The 16490-nt window shown below is 59.9% G+C and carries 16 protein-coding genes; 9 read left to right on the forward strand and 7 right to left on the reverse strand.

Annotated features, from left to right (window positions below):
- Nucleotides 1–70: 70 nt before the first annotated feature.
- Complete coding sequence (locus ACYVAC_RS02260; RefSeq protein WP_461095925.1) at nt 71–2512, reverse strand: penicillin acylase family protein; 2442 nt, start codon at nt 2510–2512, stop codon at nt 71–73.
- Nucleotides 2513–2677: 165 nt separating this feature from the next.
- Between ACYVAC_RS02260 and ACYVAC_RS02265 the strand changes: the two genes are divergently transcribed.
- Together ACYVAC_RS02265 and ACYVAC_RS02270 are read left to right on the forward strand one after the other, a co-directional pair.
- Nucleotides 2678–3388: a carboxypeptidase-like regulatory domain-containing protein gene (locus ACYVAC_RS02265; protein WP_461095926.1), complete on the forward strand. Its 711-nt coding sequence runs from the start codon at nt 2678–2680 to the stop codon at nt 3386–3388.
- Nucleotides 3389–3435: 47 nt separating this feature from the next.
- The gene (locus ACYVAC_RS02270) at nt 3436–3939 is read left to right on the forward strand and encodes a hypothetical protein (RefSeq protein ID WP_461095927.1); all 504 of its coding nucleotides are present in this window, start codon (nt 3436–3438) and stop codon (nt 3937–3939) included.
- A gap of 64 nt (nt 3940–4003) precedes the next feature.
- On the opposite strand, the gene ACYVAC_RS02275 is transcribed toward ACYVAC_RS02270, so the two are convergent.
- Both ACYVAC_RS02275 and ACYVAC_RS02280 read right to left on the reverse strand, forming a co-directional pair.
- Nucleotides 4004–6445 (reverse strand): alkaline phosphatase family protein, encoded by a 2442-nt coding sequence (locus tag ACYVAC_RS02275; protein WP_461095928.1) that lies wholly within the window; start codon nt 6443–6445, stop codon nt 4004–4006.
- 64 nt (nt 6446–6509) lie between these two features.
- Complete coding sequence (locus ACYVAC_RS02280; protein ID WP_461095929.1) at nt 6510–7319, reverse strand: alpha/beta fold hydrolase; 810 nt, start codon at nt 7317–7319, stop codon at nt 6510–6512.
- A gap of 89 nt (nt 7320–7408) precedes the next feature.
- Between ACYVAC_RS02280 and ACYVAC_RS02285 the strand changes: the two genes are divergently transcribed.
- Both ACYVAC_RS02285 and ACYVAC_RS02290 read left to right on the forward strand, forming a co-directional pair.
- Nucleotides 7409–7666 (forward strand): hypothetical protein, encoded by a 258-nt coding sequence (locus ACYVAC_RS02285; protein ID WP_461095930.1) that lies wholly within the window; start codon nt 7409–7411, stop codon nt 7664–7666.
- Nucleotides 7650–8054 (forward strand): YbjO family protein, encoded by a 405-nt coding sequence (locus tag ACYVAC_RS02290; protein WP_461095931.1) that lies wholly within the window; start codon nt 7650–7652, stop codon nt 8052–8054. The genes ACYVAC_RS02285 and ACYVAC_RS02290 overlap by 17 nt, the downstream gene beginning before the upstream one ends.
- Here ACYVAC_RS02290 and ACYVAC_RS02295 read toward each other — a convergent pair.
- Together ACYVAC_RS02295 and ACYVAC_RS02300 are read right to left on the reverse strand one after the other, a co-directional pair.
- Complete coding sequence (locus ACYVAC_RS02295; protein ID WP_461095932.1) at nt 8051–8218, reverse strand: hypothetical protein; 168 nt, start codon at nt 8216–8218, stop codon at nt 8051–8053. The two genes, ACYVAC_RS02290 and ACYVAC_RS02295, sit on opposite strands and share 4 nt — an antisense overlap.
- 102 nt (nt 8219–8320) lie before the next feature.
- Nucleotides 8321–8713, reverse strand: a complete 393-nt coding sequence (locus tag ACYVAC_RS02300; RefSeq protein ID WP_461095933.1) for a hypothetical protein — start codon at nt 8711–8713, stop codon at nt 8321–8323.
- A 258-nt stretch (nt 8714–8971) separates the two neighbouring features.
- Here ACYVAC_RS02300 and ACYVAC_RS02305 point away from each other — a divergent pair, with 258 nt between their 5' ends.
- The 4 genes from ACYVAC_RS02305 (at nt 8972) to ACYVAC_RS02320 (ending at nt 13238) form a co-directional block, all read left to right on the forward strand.
- Nucleotides 8972–9676 (forward strand): hypothetical protein, encoded by a 705-nt coding sequence (locus ACYVAC_RS02305; protein ID WP_461095934.1) that lies wholly within the window; start codon nt 8972–8974, stop codon nt 9674–9676.
- A 169-nt stretch (nt 9677–9845) separates the two neighbouring features.
- Nucleotides 9846–11345 (forward strand): Fe-S cluster assembly protein SufB, encoded by a 1500-nt coding sequence (gene sufB / locus ACYVAC_RS02310; protein ID WP_461095935.1) that lies wholly within the window; start codon nt 9846–9848, stop codon nt 11343–11345.
- 161 nt (nt 11346–11506) lie between these two features.
- Nucleotides 11507–12361: an SDR family oxidoreductase gene (locus tag ACYVAC_RS02315; RefSeq protein ID WP_461095936.1), complete on the forward strand. Its 855-nt coding sequence runs from the start codon at nt 11507–11509 to the stop codon at nt 12359–12361.
- Nucleotides 12362–12374: 13 nt separating this feature from the next.
- On the forward strand, nt 12375–13238 hold the full coding sequence (locus ACYVAC_RS02320; protein WP_461095937.1) for an SDR family oxidoreductase: 864 nt from the start codon (nt 12375–12377) through the stop codon (nt 13236–13238).
- Between the two features lie 156 nt (nt 13239–13394).
- Here ACYVAC_RS02320 and ACYVAC_RS02325 read toward each other — a convergent pair whose 3' ends face one another.
- A complete protein-coding gene (locus ACYVAC_RS02325; RefSeq protein ID WP_461095938.1) occupies nt 13395–14132 on the reverse strand; it encodes a class I SAM-dependent methyltransferase in 738 nt (245 codons plus the stop codon).
- 307 nt (nt 14133–14439) lie between these two features.
- Here ACYVAC_RS02325 and ACYVAC_RS02330 point away from each other — a divergent pair, with 307 nt between their 5' ends.
- On the forward strand, nt 14440–14844 hold the full coding sequence (locus tag ACYVAC_RS02330) for a c-type cytochrome (protein ID WP_461095939.1): 405 nt from the start codon (nt 14440–14442) through the stop codon (nt 14842–14844).
- A gap of 73 nt (nt 14845–14917) precedes the next feature.
- On the opposite strand, the gene ACYVAC_RS02335 is transcribed toward ACYVAC_RS02330, so the two are convergent.
- A complete protein-coding gene (locus ACYVAC_RS02335) occupies nt 14918–16489 on the reverse strand; it encodes a serine hydrolase domain-containing protein (protein WP_461095940.1) in 1572 nt (523 codons plus the stop codon).
- Nucleotide 16490: the final 1 nt, after the last annotated feature.

Here is a 16490-nt window from a genome sequence, read left to right on the forward strand (position 1 = left end):
TAAAAACCACACACTACAAACTACTAACGACGAACCACACACTACCAACCACAAACCCCACGCTGTACCCTCACTTCAACACCGTCGTACTTTCGGCGACGGCTTTGATTTTGTCTTTGGAGAAGAATACGGGGAAATAGCCGTTTTCGGCCCAGGTCAGAAACAGGTCGCTGTAGTGCGGGCTGGCCGGATCGCCCGACTGGCCGGGGCTGTTGATGCCCAGCGTTTTATCCCAGTTTTCGGTATCGACCAGTATCCGGAACGACGCACCGTGGGTCTGGTTCAGGTCGTTACCGGTAGCGTTGACAGTTTCGCCGTAGCCCCCGCGCGCCACTGGCCCAAGGTTTATCTGCTGCCGCATGGCCTTGTCGACAAGCCCGCTCAGGGGGTGTGTAATCGTGATGTGCTTGTTTTTCCGCTGCCCGTACGACCACTCGTCCATGTCGGTACCCAGGCGATCGCCTAGCTCGGCCACGGCCTTGTCGAGGCAGCTCAGCAGCAAACTGTCACGCACGGCCACCGGGTCTTTACCTGCCATGCCCCCCGTCAGCTCGGCGCCGGGCGTTACGAGCCAGTCGGTCACGCGTTTAGACGACAGCGTGCGCAGATACGGCTTCGCCCGGGCCGGAATGGTCAGTTGCCCCACGGCCTGTTTCAGCTGCCCTTCCCACGCCACATAGATCGCCCCCGCCACCGAGTTGGGGGCCAGCACGAAATCCCACTTGCGGAGGTAGCCGATTGCCTGCTCGGTACGGCCAACCGGCGACGACAGGTTTTGCAGCAGCGGCACCAGCGACCGGGCCGTCAGCGACAAATAGTCGGCCTGGAGCGCCATAAAGTCGACCAGCGTTTTACGTTTGCCGTCGTTCAGCACCTCTTCGATGCGGTTGGCGCGGTTAGGCGAGGCCCAGGTCCAGCCGATGGCGTTGCGGTTCGGGAAGTTGGGCGGGGTGAGGTTGTTGTTGGCCGTGACGACATAGCCCTCGGCCGGGTTTACTTTGTTGGGCAGCTGCTGAATGGGCAGGTAGCCGCCCCACTCGAACCGGCCATCGCCGGGTACCGGCACCAGCCCCGTGTAGTTTTTCCGGATGGGCGAGAGGCCTACGGCCTGCCAGCCAATGGTGCCGGCGCTGCTGGCCGTAGGGCGTTCGGCCCAGATCATGTTTTCGCCCGGAATACGGCTGTACGAGCAGGCCTGCCGAAACTCGGCCCAGTTGCGGGCCTGGTTCATGCGCAGACTGGCCAGGTAGGGCGCGCAGCCCGTTTCGAGCCAGCCCGCCCGAATGGCGTAGGCCTTGTGCGCCCCGGCATCTTCATACACCACGGGCCCGTGCACCGTATAGCGCAGCGTGGCCGTTACGGGCTGACCGCCTTTCACCGGAATCGATTCGGTCAGGGTCTTCATGGTTACCCAGCGGCCCTTGTAGCGGTACTGCTGCGGGTTGGCCGGGTTGGTTTCGTACACGTAGAGGTCTTCGTTGTCGGTTTCAAAGATGGTTAGCCCCCAGGCGCCGTAGTCGTTATGCCCAATGGAAAGGCCCGGTAATGTCGGTTCGCCCGCTCCGATCACGTTCCAGCCCGGCGCGTTGAGGTGTGCCCAGTAGCGAAGAGACGGGGTCGACTGCGCCCGGTGGGGATCGTTGGCCAGCATGGGATAGCCACTGGCCGATTTGCGGCCCGCCAGAATCCAGTTATTCGAGCCTGTGTATTCGCGCTCGGTATTCCACCAGGCATCGACGGCATCGGGCGTTCGAAACGCTTCGTCTTCGTCGGCCTTGGTAGCGATGCCTTTGAAGGTGAGTGGCAGCCGGAAGGCTTCGTACAACTCCAGAATAGGCTTGAACAGGTCGGCCTCGGGCGTATGCAGCGTCAGATCGGGTTCGCCGGCTTTGCCCGAGGTGGGGTGAAACCAGCTCAGCTCCCGCACCTTATCGGCCCCGATAAGCGACACCAATCGGCCGTAGTTGAGCTCTTCGCGCACGTTGCCCAGCAAACCCTGGTGGCGGCTGATCACGACCTCGGGCGTCCAGAAGCCCGGTTTAGTGTTGAGCACCCGAAACTCGAACGGCAGCTTCTCGGGCGTTTTCAGGATTTCAGCAATGTAAGCGTTGATGCCCTCGACAAACGCCCGCACAATGGCCGGGCCGTGGGGGTGGTAATGCGCCAGTTCCGCATCGAGATTACCCCGGAACCGGAACAGCCGCGTGCCGATGTCGCGCTTCACTTCCTGTGGCCCCAGCAGTTCAGCCACGGTACCGGTAGCCTGCCGACGCCACAGTTCGAGCTGAAACAATCGATCCTGCGCGGCCGAATACCCCTGCGCGTAGAACAGATCGTGTTCGTTTTTGGCGTAGATGTGGTTGATGCCCCAGCGGTCTTTGATGATTTCGACAGGCTGTTGCAAACCGCCCTGGCGGGCAGGCAGAGTGGCCGAAGCTGTAGATCGCGACTGCGCCGATACCAGACCGGTAAGGCACAGACAAAGCAGAACAAGCGGGTAGCGCAGACACATAGAAGCGGGCTTTGCGGAAAAGTACGCAAAACCGCTCCATGCTACCAACATTATGAGCGTATGACATTCCATACACTCGATAAATCCGCTAGCTTTAGCGCACTATCCTCATTCCTTAACGAGCTGATGGCCATGGCCCCTCGCCCCACAACCCTACGCGTACCAGTGCCCTGTTTGGCCCCCTGGCAAACCATGACGCCCGCGCCCGACGGCCGGTTCTGCAGCCAGTGTCAGACCACCGTTGTCGACTTCACGACCATGACCGATGCCGAGGTGGTGGCGTATCTGAACCAGTCCCCACCGCCCAACCCCTGCGGGCGGTTCCGGGCCGACCAGCTGAACCGCCCCCTCGCCCGGCCCGCCCACCGACCCGCGCGCCTGTGGCTTGGCTGGCTCGTATCGGGCTGGCTGGGCACGCAGGCGGCAGCGGCCCAGACGCCGACCCCTCGCCCGGTACCAGCCAGCCAGACGGCGCCGATAAAGCCTCGGGCCTATGCGCCAGTCCCATCAGCCGGCTCCCCTGCACTACACACCATTCGGGGACAGCTGGTTCAGTTGGGTGGCCAACCAGTTGCCTACGGTGCCGTTGTGGTCGAAGCGACCGGGCGCGGCACCAACCCCGATTCGAGCGGGCATTTTGAACTGACGATACCGGACAGTCTGGTTTACAGTACGCCAACGCTGCTGATCAGCGCCGTCGGCTTCAAAACCCGTCGGTACCGCCTGCTGGCCAGTCAGGTCGGGCCATTCATCCGTATTTACCTTGAAGAAGATACCGAGGTCCTGAATAAGGTCATCGTGGCGGGCCTCTACGCCCCCCTCCCCCCCACGCGCTGGCAGCGCATCAGGAACTGGTTCCGGCACCGGGCCCGGTAAATCGTGTTCCAGGGCCGTATTACGCCATCTCCTAAACCCCTGCACCCATGCACGCTCGATTATTCCTCCTGCTTGGTATAGGCCTGTTGACGGGCTGCACCCCCATTGTTCGGCTCCAGTCGAACGCCCGGCCCGAGATCCGGCCCGACTTCCACCGCATCCTGATCGTATCGCGGTTGCCCAACAGCCGGCAAACCTACCTGCCGGGCTTTCTAGGTGCCTTTCCAGCCCAGTACCAGGTTTGTACGGTCGAGATCAGTCCGATCTCGTTCGAAACGCCCGAAGAAGCCATCCGCCGACAGGTAGACCAGTGTAAAAGCGAAGTCATGCTCACGATCGATGTCAATCGGAACTTTACCGAGGGCGGGGGCAAATACATCAGCTCCTACACCGACCTGTATCTCGAACTAACTAACATCGCCACGGGTCAGCCGTTTTGGAAAGCCCTGATTACGGCTGGCACCAGCGAACTAAATCCCCGGGCCATTGTGCAGCAGCTGCAGAAAGATGGCATGATTGAGCTCAGTGCGCCCCCTGCCTACAGCCGGTAAACACTACGAGGGAGGCTGCCGACACGGGCAACCGCCCCCGTCTATTCAGGCCGGCCTGGGCTGACTATTCGTCGTCGTCATCGTCGTCGGCTTCGGCCACCTGCAGAAAGGCGCCACGCCGGGGGGCGGGCATCACCGCGTGTTCGCCCCGCATGGTTTTCCAGATAATTTCGTTGAACAGCCGGTCGTCGATTTTGTCGGCGTAGCGCAGGTCAATTTTTTCCGACTGGCGGGCGGGTTCCGTCATGGCCGTATTTTTCGTATCCAGGTCGATGTTGGCCGGCCGGTGCGTGTACGTTGCGGTGTTGGGCGTGGCCGTGAAACAGGCAAACAGGGGCAGGGCAGCCGCATCGTACTGACTCATCGGCGGCAGCCCCAGAATCAGCTCCATCGTGCGCAGCATGCCCGACGTGCTGTAGGCTGTATGCTCGACATGGTGCCGCTTTGTGTAGGGGCTGATGACCAGCGCCGGCGACCGGTGGGCATCGACGTGGTCGGGGCCGTTCTGGGCGTCGTCTTCCAGCACAAACACCGCCGATTCGGCCCAGATGGGGCTTTTCGACAGATACTCCACGAAGCGACCTACGGCCAGATCGTTGTCGGCCACGTGGGCGGCTGGTGTGGGCGCCCCCACGCGCGCGCCACTCGTATGATCGTTGCCCAGCCGGATGCTGTTGAAATGCGGCACCGCCCCGGCGGCCACCAGTGAATCGAGTTCTTTTTTCCAGATTTCGACCCGGTCGATGTCTTTTATTTTGAGATCGTAGTCGGGGAAGTTGGGCGCAAAATGCCCGGCCAGACTGGTTCCCTTCCGTTTCGAATACGCTTCAAATTCGCCATAGCTTCGGTAGCGGATACCCGCCCGCTGGCAATAGTCCCAGATGAAGCCTTTTTTGGGAGCAGCCGCGGGCCGGCTCCCTTCAAAATCGTAGGTGCCCCCCCGCCCGCCGTAGCTGGTGGGCCACACTTTCTCTACATAATCGGTGGCGTAGGCGGCCATGCTCCAGTTGTGGCCATCGGCGCTGACCTCGGCATCGACGTAGAAATTATCGAGCAGTACAAACTCACGCGCCAGCGCATGCAGGTTAGGCGTTACTTTTTCGGGAAAAAGACAGAGCGACGTATCGCCATTACCTTCGGGCATATCGCCGAATACCTGATCGTAGGTCCGGTTTTCCTTGACGATGTAAAAGACGTACTTGATAGGCGAAATACGCTGCCCCACTTTGGTTGGAATGATGGCGGCTACGGCCCGGCTGTCGGCGCTGGTGGCGGCCATTTTTTCTTTTTCCTTAGTATAGGGCGTATTCTGGTAGACCAGTTTTGAGAGCGTTGTCAGCTCGGCCGGTTTGGGCACGTCGAACAGCGACAGCGTACCCTTAAACAGCCCGGCGATGTATTCGGTACCCGACTCCCGGCGCTTGTAGGGGTTAGGCCCGTTGGGATTGGCCTGCGACGAAAATCCCTTGCCGTTGGCTACCAGCACCTTTTTGCCGACTACTTTCACCGACGTTGGGTACCAGCCCGTTGGGATAAAGCCCAGCGCCCGGCTGCGGGCGGGTCGTCCGCTCGTCACCGTCGACACGTCGAATACGGCCAGGCAGTTGTTATCGGCGTTGGCAATGTAGAGCGTTTTGTTGTCGGCCGAGAGGGCCAGTCCGTTGGGCGTACTGCCGGCCGGCGCATCGGGATAAAGGGCTGTGTTGAGGGTTTCGAGCACCCGGCGGCCCCGCACGTCGATCACTGTAACCGAGTTGTCGTTGGCATTGGTCACGAACAGGTACTTGCCGTCGCGGCTGAACACCATGTCGTTGGGGTGGCTCCCCGTTTTTATATCGCCCGTCAGTTTACCCTGTTTAGGATCGTAGATCACGATTTTTTCGTCGCCCCAGATCGAGATAAACAGCTCGTCGGACCCTGGCGACCGCAGGCAGGTGTAGGCTTCGGCAGGGAGTTTTACGCGGCTCCGCACCTGCTTTGTGGCCAGATCGCAGACGTAGAGCGCGCTGTCGTCTTTACTGACGGCGTAGGCCGTTGCGCCGGCCCGGTCAGTTTCGACCCCGGCCACCCAGATTCGGTTGGGCCAGGCTTTACCCAGCACAATCGAATCGGTTTTCACAAGCTTATCGCCCGACACGTCGTAGATCAACACCCGATTATCGTTGCCGCCCGACGCCAGCAGGCGCTTGCCATCGGGCGTGAAGCGGATGCCTACCCACGATTTGGCAATAACAGCCTCGTCGAGCACACGCTCGCCCGCCACGTCGATAAGCTGGATACTCTGCGTGCTCTGCCCGTTATTCGTCACCGCCAGTCGTTTACCGTTGGCCGACACGGCCATATTGAGCGGCAGATCGCCCAGGGGCAGCGACCGCCCGACGGGCGTCAGGCTCCAGCCGTTGGGCAGCGTCAGGCGCTGGGCCACGGTCGGCGCCTGACCCCGCGCCGACAAACACAAACAAGCCAGCCAGCCGGCCAGCAACGAAACGCGGATGATCTTTACCATAGGGCCAAAGATACGCCCCCGGCCTGAGGGTACTGTTACGCGGATGTTAAGCCACTTGGTCGGTCTACGGCTTCAGAAACGTTACCACAGCCCTGGCGAACTCGGGTGTGCGCATGGCTCCGCCGTGATCGCCGGGCACCACCACCAGCCGACTGCCCGGAATCAGGTCGATCAGCCGTTGCGGATCGCCGTTGTCGCGGTCCTGATCGCCGTTGACTAGCAGCACCGGAATCCGAACCCGATTGAGTTGGGCAGGACTGGCCGCCGGCTGAAATTCCTGTAGCCGGGCCATCACCACCGTATCGGCCCCCGCCCGTTTGGCTGCGTCGACGGCAGGCTGCAGCTCGGGGTGGCTGCCGGGCTTCTCGAAAGCTTCCTGAAACTGCCGCCGGCGGGGCCAGTTGGGATCCGTAAAATCGGCCCCCACGCCCCCCAGCACCGCCCGCCGGACGGGGGCTTTCAGCGTCAGCAGCTGCGCCGTCAGGATAGCCCCGCGCGAGTAACCCACCACGTCGTACCGGGCAAAGCCGAGGTGTTTCATCAGCGCCATCACGTCGCGCAACTCGGCATCGTTGCGGTAGGCATCGGCCGCGTGGGGGCGGTCCGACAGCCCGTTGCCCCGCAAATCGAGCGTGACGACGCAGAAGCCCGCATCGGCCAGCGCCTGCCGCACGGCCGATCGTTTCCAGCTGGTGCTGTTGCTGATAAAGCCGTGCAGCAGCACCACCGGCCGCCCCCGTCCGAGGGTATCATAGTGAATCTTTACGCCGTCGAACGAGGTAAACAGCGGATCGCGCGCGGGTTGTGCCCAGACCGGGCAGGTCAGCAACAGGCCGAGAACCAAACCGCGCAGTAGGGGCAGCAGACTTGACATACAGGCGGAAGGACAACCTTTCGGTATTCTACCGAGTTTATCCGATAAGCTCCAGCGCATGGGGCTGTCACCCGTAATCGACACACGCAATGAACACCGACAACACCGCCTACGACCCGGCCGACGACGACAACCAGGGGGTAACCCAACTTATGGCTCAGGGCGCCGAAGCAACCGACGGCGTATCGCAGCTGGCCCGCATGAATCCCGTTACGGCCCAGGGTCCCGAACCTGAAAAAGAAGAAGTAGCCGAATCTGACACCGACGATTTACCCGTAAGTACCGACGCCCTGACGGAGCAAACCGTTGAGCAGGGCGACGTGTCTATCGATGAAAAAAATACCTGAACCGTCGGCCAATGAGCTGGCCCGCCTGGTATTCCGGTTCGGCCTTGGCATCAACATGCTGATGCACGGGCTGGTCCGGGTACCGAAACTGGAGCAGTTTGTAAGCAAATCGGGCGCAGCCTTTGCCGATACACTGTTGCCGGTGTTGCTCGTCAATGCTTTTCTGTACACCCTCCCTTTTCTGGAGCTGGCCTGCGGGCTGCTGATTCTGCTCGGTGGCCAGCTCAGCAAGTGGGGCTATGCGCTGGGCGGTCTCATCATGACCTTACTGCTGTTTGGCACCACCCTGCGCGAAGACTGGCCCCTGGCCGGTAGTCAGGTCGTCTATGTGGTGGCGTTTGCGCTGGCGTTGCGGGGGCTCGAAAGCAGCCGTCGGTCACGCGCCTAGTTGTCTCGCAAGGCCGCAAATTCATTCATCAGCCGGTGCCAGAATGCTGAGTTACCAACGGAAAACATAGTCAGGCGCGCGATGCCGAACAGGAACAGCACCACCCGACAAGGAGCCTGTGTCTGGCCCTGCCGTTCGTCGTCGCACAGCAGCGGCAACAGCACGCCTTTCCTCAGCAGCTAACGCCCGTTCAGCACCCGGGACTAGAGCCGGGGTTGCAGAGCCTTCGTCGATGGGATGCACGCGTCAGTCATTGGGCAATGTGGTCAAAGCTGGCTATCCCGCGGTCCCTCGCCCACGGGCTCATCGGCATACAGCATGGCCATTCGCAGCGGTACCGCATGCCCCGATGGTATGGCCCCGTCGACAATCAGCTGCATCTGAATGGGCTTTTCTGCGCGCAGCACGTCATAATACACCGGAAATTCGGCATAGGGCAGATAAACCCGCACGGCCAGCATACCCGTGTCGAGTCGCTGCACATCGCCCACCAGGGTTGTCTGCCCATCGCTGAAGAGCAGGTTGATCTGCCCCAGTTTCAGGTCGTTGGGCCTGGGGATCAGCAGCAGCCGGCGACTGCGCACAACAGCGTTTCCGGCAGCAGTATCGTTGATGAGCCGCAGGCCATAGCCCGTGATTTCGGCGCGAAGATCGGTCATGGGTTCGACGCGGACAGATGGACAAGTGAAAAGCAAAGACGGTGCTGCCCCCGCAGCCGGGCCAGACAACAAGCAACTCGTGCCGGTCGTTTTAAAGAAGCAGGGACTTTGGTTAACTAACTGCAACCTACGACCTTACCCTGCCCTTGTCAATCGGATATCGGTATGACCGGCGCCCTTTTAGGCCAGCGGCTATACGCCCATTGCAACCAGCCGGTGCTTAGACGGGTCGTCGGTATAAACCATTGATCTTGCCTTATGCTCCTTACCCAACGTGTGCTGCTGTGGCTGACCCTGCTGGGCGCATCTACCGCCTGCCAAACCGATGTATCCTCCCAGCTGCCCCTGACGGGTACCCTCTACCAGTCTGATTTCTCGACGGGCCCCGACAACTGGAAAGCCGATTTTGCCGATTACCACCTCGACAATGGCGACATGCAGCTGGCATCGAACTGGACCAGTCTGCCCAAACCCCTCGATACCGGCCGTAAATCGCTGTCGCTGTCGGGCATCAACCGCAGCGACGACCTGTTTATGTACATGACCCGGAAACTAACCGGTCTGCGCCCCAATACCGATTACACGCTGACGTTTTCGGTTGAACTGGCGTCGCAGTATGCAGCCAATTCGATTGGTATTGGCGGGTCGCCGGGGGGCAGTGTTTACCTCAAAGCCGGCGCAACCAGCTTCGAGCCCAAACGGCAACTGGTCGACGGGTTTTACCAACTCAACATCGACAAAGGCAATCAGCTTGAAGGGGGCCGCGACGCACAAACGCTGGGCACCATCGGTATTACCGACGATGCTGCCGCTTACACCCTCATTACCCGCACCAACGAGGGCAAACCCCAGACCGTGCGGAGCAGCCCCGCCGGCGAACTCTGGCTGATCGTTGGCACCGATTCGGGCTACGAAGGCCTCACCACGCTCTATTACAGCCGCATTACCGTTACCGCCCGCTAGCCGCCGGCGCGCCCGATCAGCACCAGCATGGGCCGGCCGTGGGGTTGTCCATGCCTCCATTCCCGGAAAGTTTACGATATTTGTCCAATCTGCCCGGAACGTACCCACCCGGCCCATTGTTAAAATTATACCGTTGCGGACCGATTCACCGCACGCCAACTGATCGACCATGAGCAAGGACGCTGCTATTCTAGAAAGCATCACCAACTCCGAATACAAGTACGGATTCGAGACCCTGATCGAGGCTGACGAAGCCCCGGCGGGTCTGGATGAAAGCACGATCCGGTTTATTTCGGCCAAGAAAAACGAACCGGAGTGGCTGCTTGAAAAACGCCTGCAGGCTTTTCAGTTGTGGCAGAGCATGACCGAACCCCACTGGCCCAACGTCAAATACCCCAAGATCGATTACCAGGCCATCAAGTACTACTCGGCGCCCAAGCAGAAGAAAACCGTGGGCAGTCTGGACGAAATCGATCCCGAACTGCTCGACACCTTCAACAAGCTGGGTATTTCACTGAGCGAGCAGAAGCGGCTGGCCGGTGTGGTCGATGAGAGCATCGGCACTAACACGGGTATCGACGGTGAGCGCCCACGCGTGGCGGTCGACGCCGTGATGGACTCGGTATCGGTGGCCACCACGTTTAAAAAAGAGCTGGCCGAGAAAGGCATTATTTTCTGCTCCATCACCGAAGCCGTTCACGATCACCCCGAGCTGGTAAAAAAGTACATGGGCTCGGTCGTACCGGCCAAAGACAACTACTTTGCGGCCCTCAATGCAGCCGTCTTTACCGACGGTTCGTTCTGCTACATTCCCAAAGGCGTTCGCTGCCCGATGGAACTGTCGACTTATTTCCGCATCAACGCGGCCGGTACGGGTCAGTTCGAACGGACGCTGATTATTGCCGATGAAGGCTCGTATGTGAGTTACCTCGAAGGCTGCACGGCCCCCATGCGCGACGAAAATCAGCTGCACGCAGCGGTGGTCGAGCTGGTGGCTCATGCCGATGCCGAAATCAAATACTCGACGGTGCAGAACTGGTATCCCGGCGATAAAGACGGGCTGGGCGGTATCTACAACTTCGTAACCAAGCGCGGTATCTGCGACGGTGCCAACGCCAAAATTTCGTGGACGCAGGTTGAAACCGGTTCGTCGATCACCTGGAAATACCCATCGGTTATCCTGAAGGGCGACAACTCCATCGGTGAGTTTTATTCGGTGGCGGTGACCAACAACATGCAGCAGGCCGATACGGGTACCAAAATGGTCCACATCGGCAAGAACACGAAGAGCCGGATTGTGTCGAAAGGGATCTCGGCCGGCAAGAGCCAGAACTCCTACCGGGGTCTGGTGCAGGTGCTGAAACGCGCCGAGAACGCCCGCAACTACTCGCAGTGCGATTCGCTGCTGCTGGGCGATAAATGCGGGGCGCATACCTTCCCCTACCTGGAAGTGAACAACCCCTCGGCTACCGTCGAACACGAAGCAACGACCTCGAAGATTGGCGAAGACCAGCTATTCTACTGCAACCAGCGCGGTATTCCGACCGAGCAGGCCGTGGCTCTGATTATCAATGGCTACGCCAAGGAAGTGCTGAACCAGCTGCCGATGGAGTTTGCCGTTGAAGCCCAGAAGCTACTAGCCATCAGCCTCGAAGGCAGCGTTGGTTAATCGCCTACCAGGCTTACGAATACAAGTCCCTGCCCGCCCGGCAGGGACTTTTTTTTTGCCGGCTTCATCGCCACAAAAAGTCGACTCGTTTGCTAGATTTCTCCGAACATCCAGACCCGGTTTGGGCTTATTGCTGTAGACAACCGCTCAACGACAGTCGTATGAACATGCAAATTCCGCCCCAGCACCAGGATGTGCAACCGGGCATCGAAGCCGAACTGACCCCGCAGCCGGAGTTTATCAAAGCCAGCTACGAAGGGTCGGGCAAACTCAAGGGAAAGGTAGCCCTGATTACGGGGGGCGACAGTGGCATCGGTCGCGCCGTGGCCGTTCACTTCGCCCGCGAAGGGGCACATGTCGCCATCGTGTACACGCCCCGCGAGGAAGTCGACGCCCAGCAAACCAAAGAACTGGTCGAGGCCGAAGGACAGCATTGCCTGACCCTGGCGGGCGATCTGCGCCAGCCCGCTTTCTGCGCCCAGGTAGTCGCCGATACGGTTAGCCGGTTCGGCACCCTCAACATTCTGGTCAATAATGCCAGTGTGCAGTACCAGAACCAGAGCCTTGACGACATCGATGATGCTGAACTGCTCAAAACGTTCGAAACCAACGTTTATTCGATGTTTCGGGTAACGCGGGCCGCCGTGCCGCACTTCCACGAGGGCGATACCATTATCAACACCACGTCGGTGACGGCTTATCAGGGACGCGCCGATCTGCTCGATTACTCCGCCACAAAAGGCGCCATCATGACATTTACCCGGGCGCTCTCGGGCAGCCTGGTCGGCAAAAAGATTCGGGTAAACGGGGTAGCCCCCGGCCCCATCTGGACACCGCTGAACCCCGCATCGGTCAGTGCGGAGGAGGTAGCCGAGTTTGGCAAGGCGGTGCCGATGCAGCGCCCGGGCCAGCCCAGCGAAGTGGCTCCCGCCTACGTGTACCTGGCCTCAGCCGACTCGACCTACGTAACCGGTCAGATTATTCACCCCAACGGCGGCACCATCGTCAACGCCTAACCTCCCTACTGCCATGCAACAACTGGATATCCCCATACCACCCCAGCATCAGGACGAACAACCGGGTCTGGAACACGAAATGACCCCACAGCCCCTCTACATCCTCGACGATTACCGGGGAGCCAACAAGCTCAAGGGGAAAAAGGCGCTGATCACCGGGGGCGACAGCGGCATTGGCCGGGCCGTAGCCGTTCACTTTGCCCGCGAGGGTGCCGATGTGGCCATTGCCTACCACCCCCGCGAAGAAGCCGATGCGCAGTTTACGAAGCAGCTGATCGAAGCCGAGGGGCAACAGGCCTTGCTGCTGCCCGGCAACCTCCGCGATCTGGCTTACAGTCAGGAAACGGTCGACCGGGTTATCGACGCCTTTGGTACGATCAATATTCTGGTCAACAATGCGGCTAACCACATTCCGCAGGACGACTTTACGGATATCGACGACGAGCAGCTGATCGACACGTTCGAGATCAACATCATCGGTATTTTCCGACTCACCAAAGCAGTGCTCCCGCATCTGTCGGCCGGCGACTGTATCATCAACACAACCTCGGTCGTGTCGTACCGGGGCAGCGAAACGCTCGTCGATTATGCATCGACCAAGGGAGCCGTTACGGCCTTTACGCGCTCGCTGTCGCAGAACCTGGTGGAGAAAGGGATTCGCGTCAACGGGGTAGCCCCCGGCCCCATCTATACGCCCCTGATTGCCGCTTCGCTGACGCCCGAGAAAGTAGCAGCCTTTGGCGATGATACGCCCATGAAGCGCGCCGGCCAACCCGCCGAACTCGCCCCGGCCTACGTGTTTCTGGCATCGGAAGGCGCGTCGTACATCACCGGTCAGGTCATGCACGTCAACGGCGGCACCGTGATCAACGCGTAGGGCTTTGTGGTTTGTGGTTTTCAATTTGTGGTTTTCAGTATACAGTTTTCCGTTTGCAGTACTCAGCACCCAGGCTACGAATTGGCCCGCTACGCACTGAAAACCGTAAACCACAAACCGTAAACCGTAAACAAAACCACAAACTGAAAACTAAACCTACACCTGCCCTTTACGGCAAAAGATCGGGAACTGCACGAGCCGTTCGCCCGTACCCCATAGCGGTTGCAGCCGCAGACCGAGACCCGTCACCGGGTCTTCGTCGTTTTCGTGGATGTACTGCCGCACTGCCGACCAGGTACGGAGGTAATTCAGCAGCCGGTCGAGCGTCCAGTGGCGTTCAGCGGTGAAGGTGGCGTGTTCGACGGCGGAAAACGGGAAGCCCAGCCGGGCGTATCGATCATCGATGTGGGCGCGCTGCGGATCCCAATACGGCCCGACCCAGTTGCGGTAAAAGTCGACCATCATCGGATCGAGGTCGGTACCGAGCTGTACCAGCCCGTAGCCCCACTCGGCCACCACGGCCCCGGGTCGGGCCAGGCGGTGCACTTCGGCGTGGAAAGCATCCACATCGAGCCAGTGGACGGCCTGCGCAATCGTAATCAGGTCGAACGACTGGGGGGCAAACGGGGTCTGCTCGGCGCGGCTCAGCTGATAGGTAATGTTAGGGCGCTGGGGAGCCAGCAGCAACTGCGTTTCGCTGATGTCGGTAGCCTCTACCCGGGTAAACCAGTCGGCCAGGGCCACGGCTACCTGTCCGTTACCCGTCGCACAGTCCCAGGCAGCCTCCCGGGTGGGCACGCCCTGCAGAATAAAGTCGTACAGCGGAGCCGGGTAGTCGATGCGAAACTGCGCGTAGAGACCGGCGTGTCCCGAAAAGCGATCGATGGGGTTCATAACGATGGAACGGTCAAAACAAAAAAGCGGTATACGGCTTATATGAATGGGTCGAGCCAATATGCCTGACTCGCCGTTCTGACAAAGTTGCTTAAAAATAGGCAGGCCCCGGCACCGACCAGGTGGGTAATGAATTACGGTTTTTTTTGGCCAGCGATTAAACCCACCGGCGAATCCATTGTCAAACAGGTGTTTTCGCCTAAAATGACGGCGGTCGATTGGCTTATCCGCCGGAACGTCTATTTTTGTGAGGGCTGATGTCAGTACGATCATCCCTATTTCTTTACCTTATCGTTTCCCGATTCTCATGAAAAAATCGTTTGGACTACTTTTCGCAGCTGCGCTGGCACTGGTCGCTATGGACACCCAGGCACAGACTCCGGCTGGCGACATCCCGGCTGACATGAACGCCCTGATGAGCAAGTACACCTGTATTGCCTGCCACCGTCCAAATCAGAAACTGGTTGGTCCGGCTTACGTAGATGTAGCCAAGAAAAAATACTCGAATGAGGAGATCGTCAACCTGATCTATAACCCGATTCCAAGCCACTGGCCGGGCTACCCCCCGATGATGGCCATGAAGCAGGTACCCAAGGAAGATGCCATGAAACTGGCCGTCTGGATCAACTCGCTTGATGACACCAAAAAGACGTCGACCAAAAAATCGTCGTCGAGCAAAACTGCCACCAAGACCACCAAGAAAGCATCGTAGTACAATGCTGATTCGGTCATAAAAAAACCTTTCCGCCACGGTGGAAAGGTTTTTTTATGGGGTATCGGCTCCCTCAGGCCATCAGGCGGCCCGTCAGGATGGGCCGTTTGTCCTTGCCGTTGGGCGTTATGATCGACAGGCTGCTGCGGAATTCGACCGTTACGCCCCCGTCGGTGAAGCGGCAGGTGACGGTTTCGTAGTGGGCCGTTTCGATAAATCGCCAGATCATGGCATACGTATTGGCATCGGTCCAGCTGCCGGTGGCACAGAGCGTGGTACGGGTTTCGCCGGGCACAGACGTGGGTACCAGCTTAAGCGGATCGGGCGAGAGCGAAGTTTGTCCCTGCCGCCATTCGCTCAGGCCACACAGCACATCGCGGGGGCCCTGCGCATCCTGCATCGTGAACCGGGCTTCGTTCGTCCGGAACGTAAGCGACACAGTTTTGATACCCAGACTATTGTCGGCTATCTGGTAGGTCTTGCCGCTGACAGCGGCCTGGCGGGCCGGCGGGTCGATACCGATCGGTGGCATAAACGACAGGCCCGCCAGTTGCTGCTTCAGCGCTTTCTGTACCGGTCGGGCGTCGGTCGTTAGTCCCTTGCCCTGCAGCGCCGGCAGTATGTGGTTCCAGACCTGGTTCAGAATGCCCTGCATGTCGGGCGTTTCGGACGTGATGGCAATGACGGCATCCTGTTCGGGCAGCACGATGCAGAACTGACCGAAGGCCCCATCGCCCCGGTAGGCATTGTGGCGGCAGCGCCAGAACTGATACCCGTAGCCCTGCACCCAGTCGTTGACGTCGGGACCTCCCGAACCACCCTTCGACTGAATATGGGCGCGGGTCGCGTCGGCAATCCAGGCTTCGGGCAGCAGGCGTTTGCCCTGCCACATGCCTTTCTGCAGGTACAGCTGACCGAATTTGGCAATGTCTTCGGTGCGCACCCGCAGGCCCCAGCCCCCCGTGTCGACACCTTTGGGATCGGTTTCCCAGTCGGCCCCACTGATGCCCAGCGGTTCGAACAGCCGCGGTTTCAGGTAGTCGAGTACCGGCTGGCCCGTCTTCTGCTGCACAATGGCCGACAGCATATACGTGGCCCCACTGTTGTAGACAAAAAACGTACCCGGCTCATGGGCAACGGGGTGAGCCAGAAAGGCACGCGGCCAGTTCTGGTCGGGATCAGCAAACAGCACCGGAGCCGAATCGGTGGCGTGGCCGGTGCTCATGGTCAGCAGATCCTGTATGCGCATAGCGGCCAGGTTAGACGACACCGTTGCCGGCAGATCGTTCGGAAAGAACGACACTACCCGATCCTCGACCGACAGTTTTCCCTCGGCGACGGCCATACCTACCGCCGTCGACGTAAAGCTTTTGCTGAGCGAATAGAGCGTATGCTTTAGGGGAGCTGCGTAAGGAGCCCACCAGCCTTCGGCTACCACCTGCCCGTGGCGCACCACCATCAGACTGTGCAGGTTGAGCGATGCCTTCTCCACCGCCTTTACAAAGTCCATAAGCCCGGCCGAGGTCACGCCCTGCGCTTCGGGCAGGCTGCGCGGCAACCCGGCCACGCGGGTCGGTGCCAGCCAGTGCGATGCCGAAGCCCGGCCGGCCAGAGTCAGACCGGCGACGCCGAATCCGAGCTGCATC

The sequence above is a fragment of the Spirosoma luteolum genome (genome assembly GCF_054778875.1).

Bases quoted from the DNA above. Each gene is read 5' to 3' on its own strand.
- ACYVAC_RS02260 (WP_461095925.1), bottom strand. From the start codon at position 2,512: ATGTGTCTGCGCTACCCGCTTGTTCTGCTTTGTCTGTGCCTTACCGGT.
- ACYVAC_RS02270 (WP_461095927.1), top strand. From the start codon at position 3,436: ATGCACGCTCGATTATTCCTCCTGCTTGGTATAGGCCTGTTGACGGGC.
- ACYVAC_RS02275 (WP_461095928.1), bottom strand. From the start codon at position 6,445: ATGGTAAAGATCATCCGCGTTTCGTTGCTGGCCGGCTGGCTGGCTTGT.
- ACYVAC_RS02280 (WP_461095929.1), bottom strand. From the start codon at position 7,319: ATGTCAAGTCTGCTGCCCCTACTGCGCGGTTTGGTTCTCGGCCTGTTG.
- ACYVAC_RS02285 (WP_461095930.1), top strand. From the start codon at position 7,409: ATGAACACCGACAACACCGCCTACGACCCGGCCGACGACGACAACCAG.
- ACYVAC_RS02290 (WP_461095931.1), top strand. From the start codon at position 7,650: ATGAAAAAAATACCTGAACCGTCGGCCAATGAGCTGGCCCGCCTGGTA.
- ACYVAC_RS02300 (WP_461095933.1), bottom strand. From the start codon at position 8,713: ATGACCGATCTTCGCGCCGAAATCACGGGCTATGGCCTGCGGCTCATC.
- ACYVAC_RS02305 (WP_461095934.1), top strand. From the start codon at position 8,972: ATGCTCCTTACCCAACGTGTGCTGCTGTGGCTGACCCTGCTGGGCGCA.
- sufB (WP_461095935.1), top strand. From the start codon at position 9,846: ATGAGCAAGGACGCTGCTATTCTAGAAAGCATCACCAACTCCGAATAC.
- ACYVAC_RS02315 (WP_461095936.1), top strand. From the start codon at position 11,507: ATGAACATGCAAATTCCGCCCCAGCACCAGGATGTGCAACCGGGCATC.
- ACYVAC_RS02320 (WP_461095937.1), top strand. From the start codon at position 12,375: ATGCAACAACTGGATATCCCCATACCACCCCAGCATCAGGACGAACAA.
- ACYVAC_RS02325 (WP_461095938.1), bottom strand. From the start codon at position 14,132: ATGAACCCCATCGATCGCTTTTCGGGACACGCCGGTCTCTACGCGCAG.
- ACYVAC_RS02330 (WP_461095939.1), top strand. From the start codon at position 14,440: ATGAAAAAATCGTTTGGACTACTTTTCGCAGCTGCGCTGGCACTGGTC.
- ACYVAC_RS02335 (WP_461095940.1), bottom strand. From the start codon at position 16,489: ATGCAGCTCGGATTCGGCGTCGCCGGTCTGACTCTGGCCGGCCGGGCT.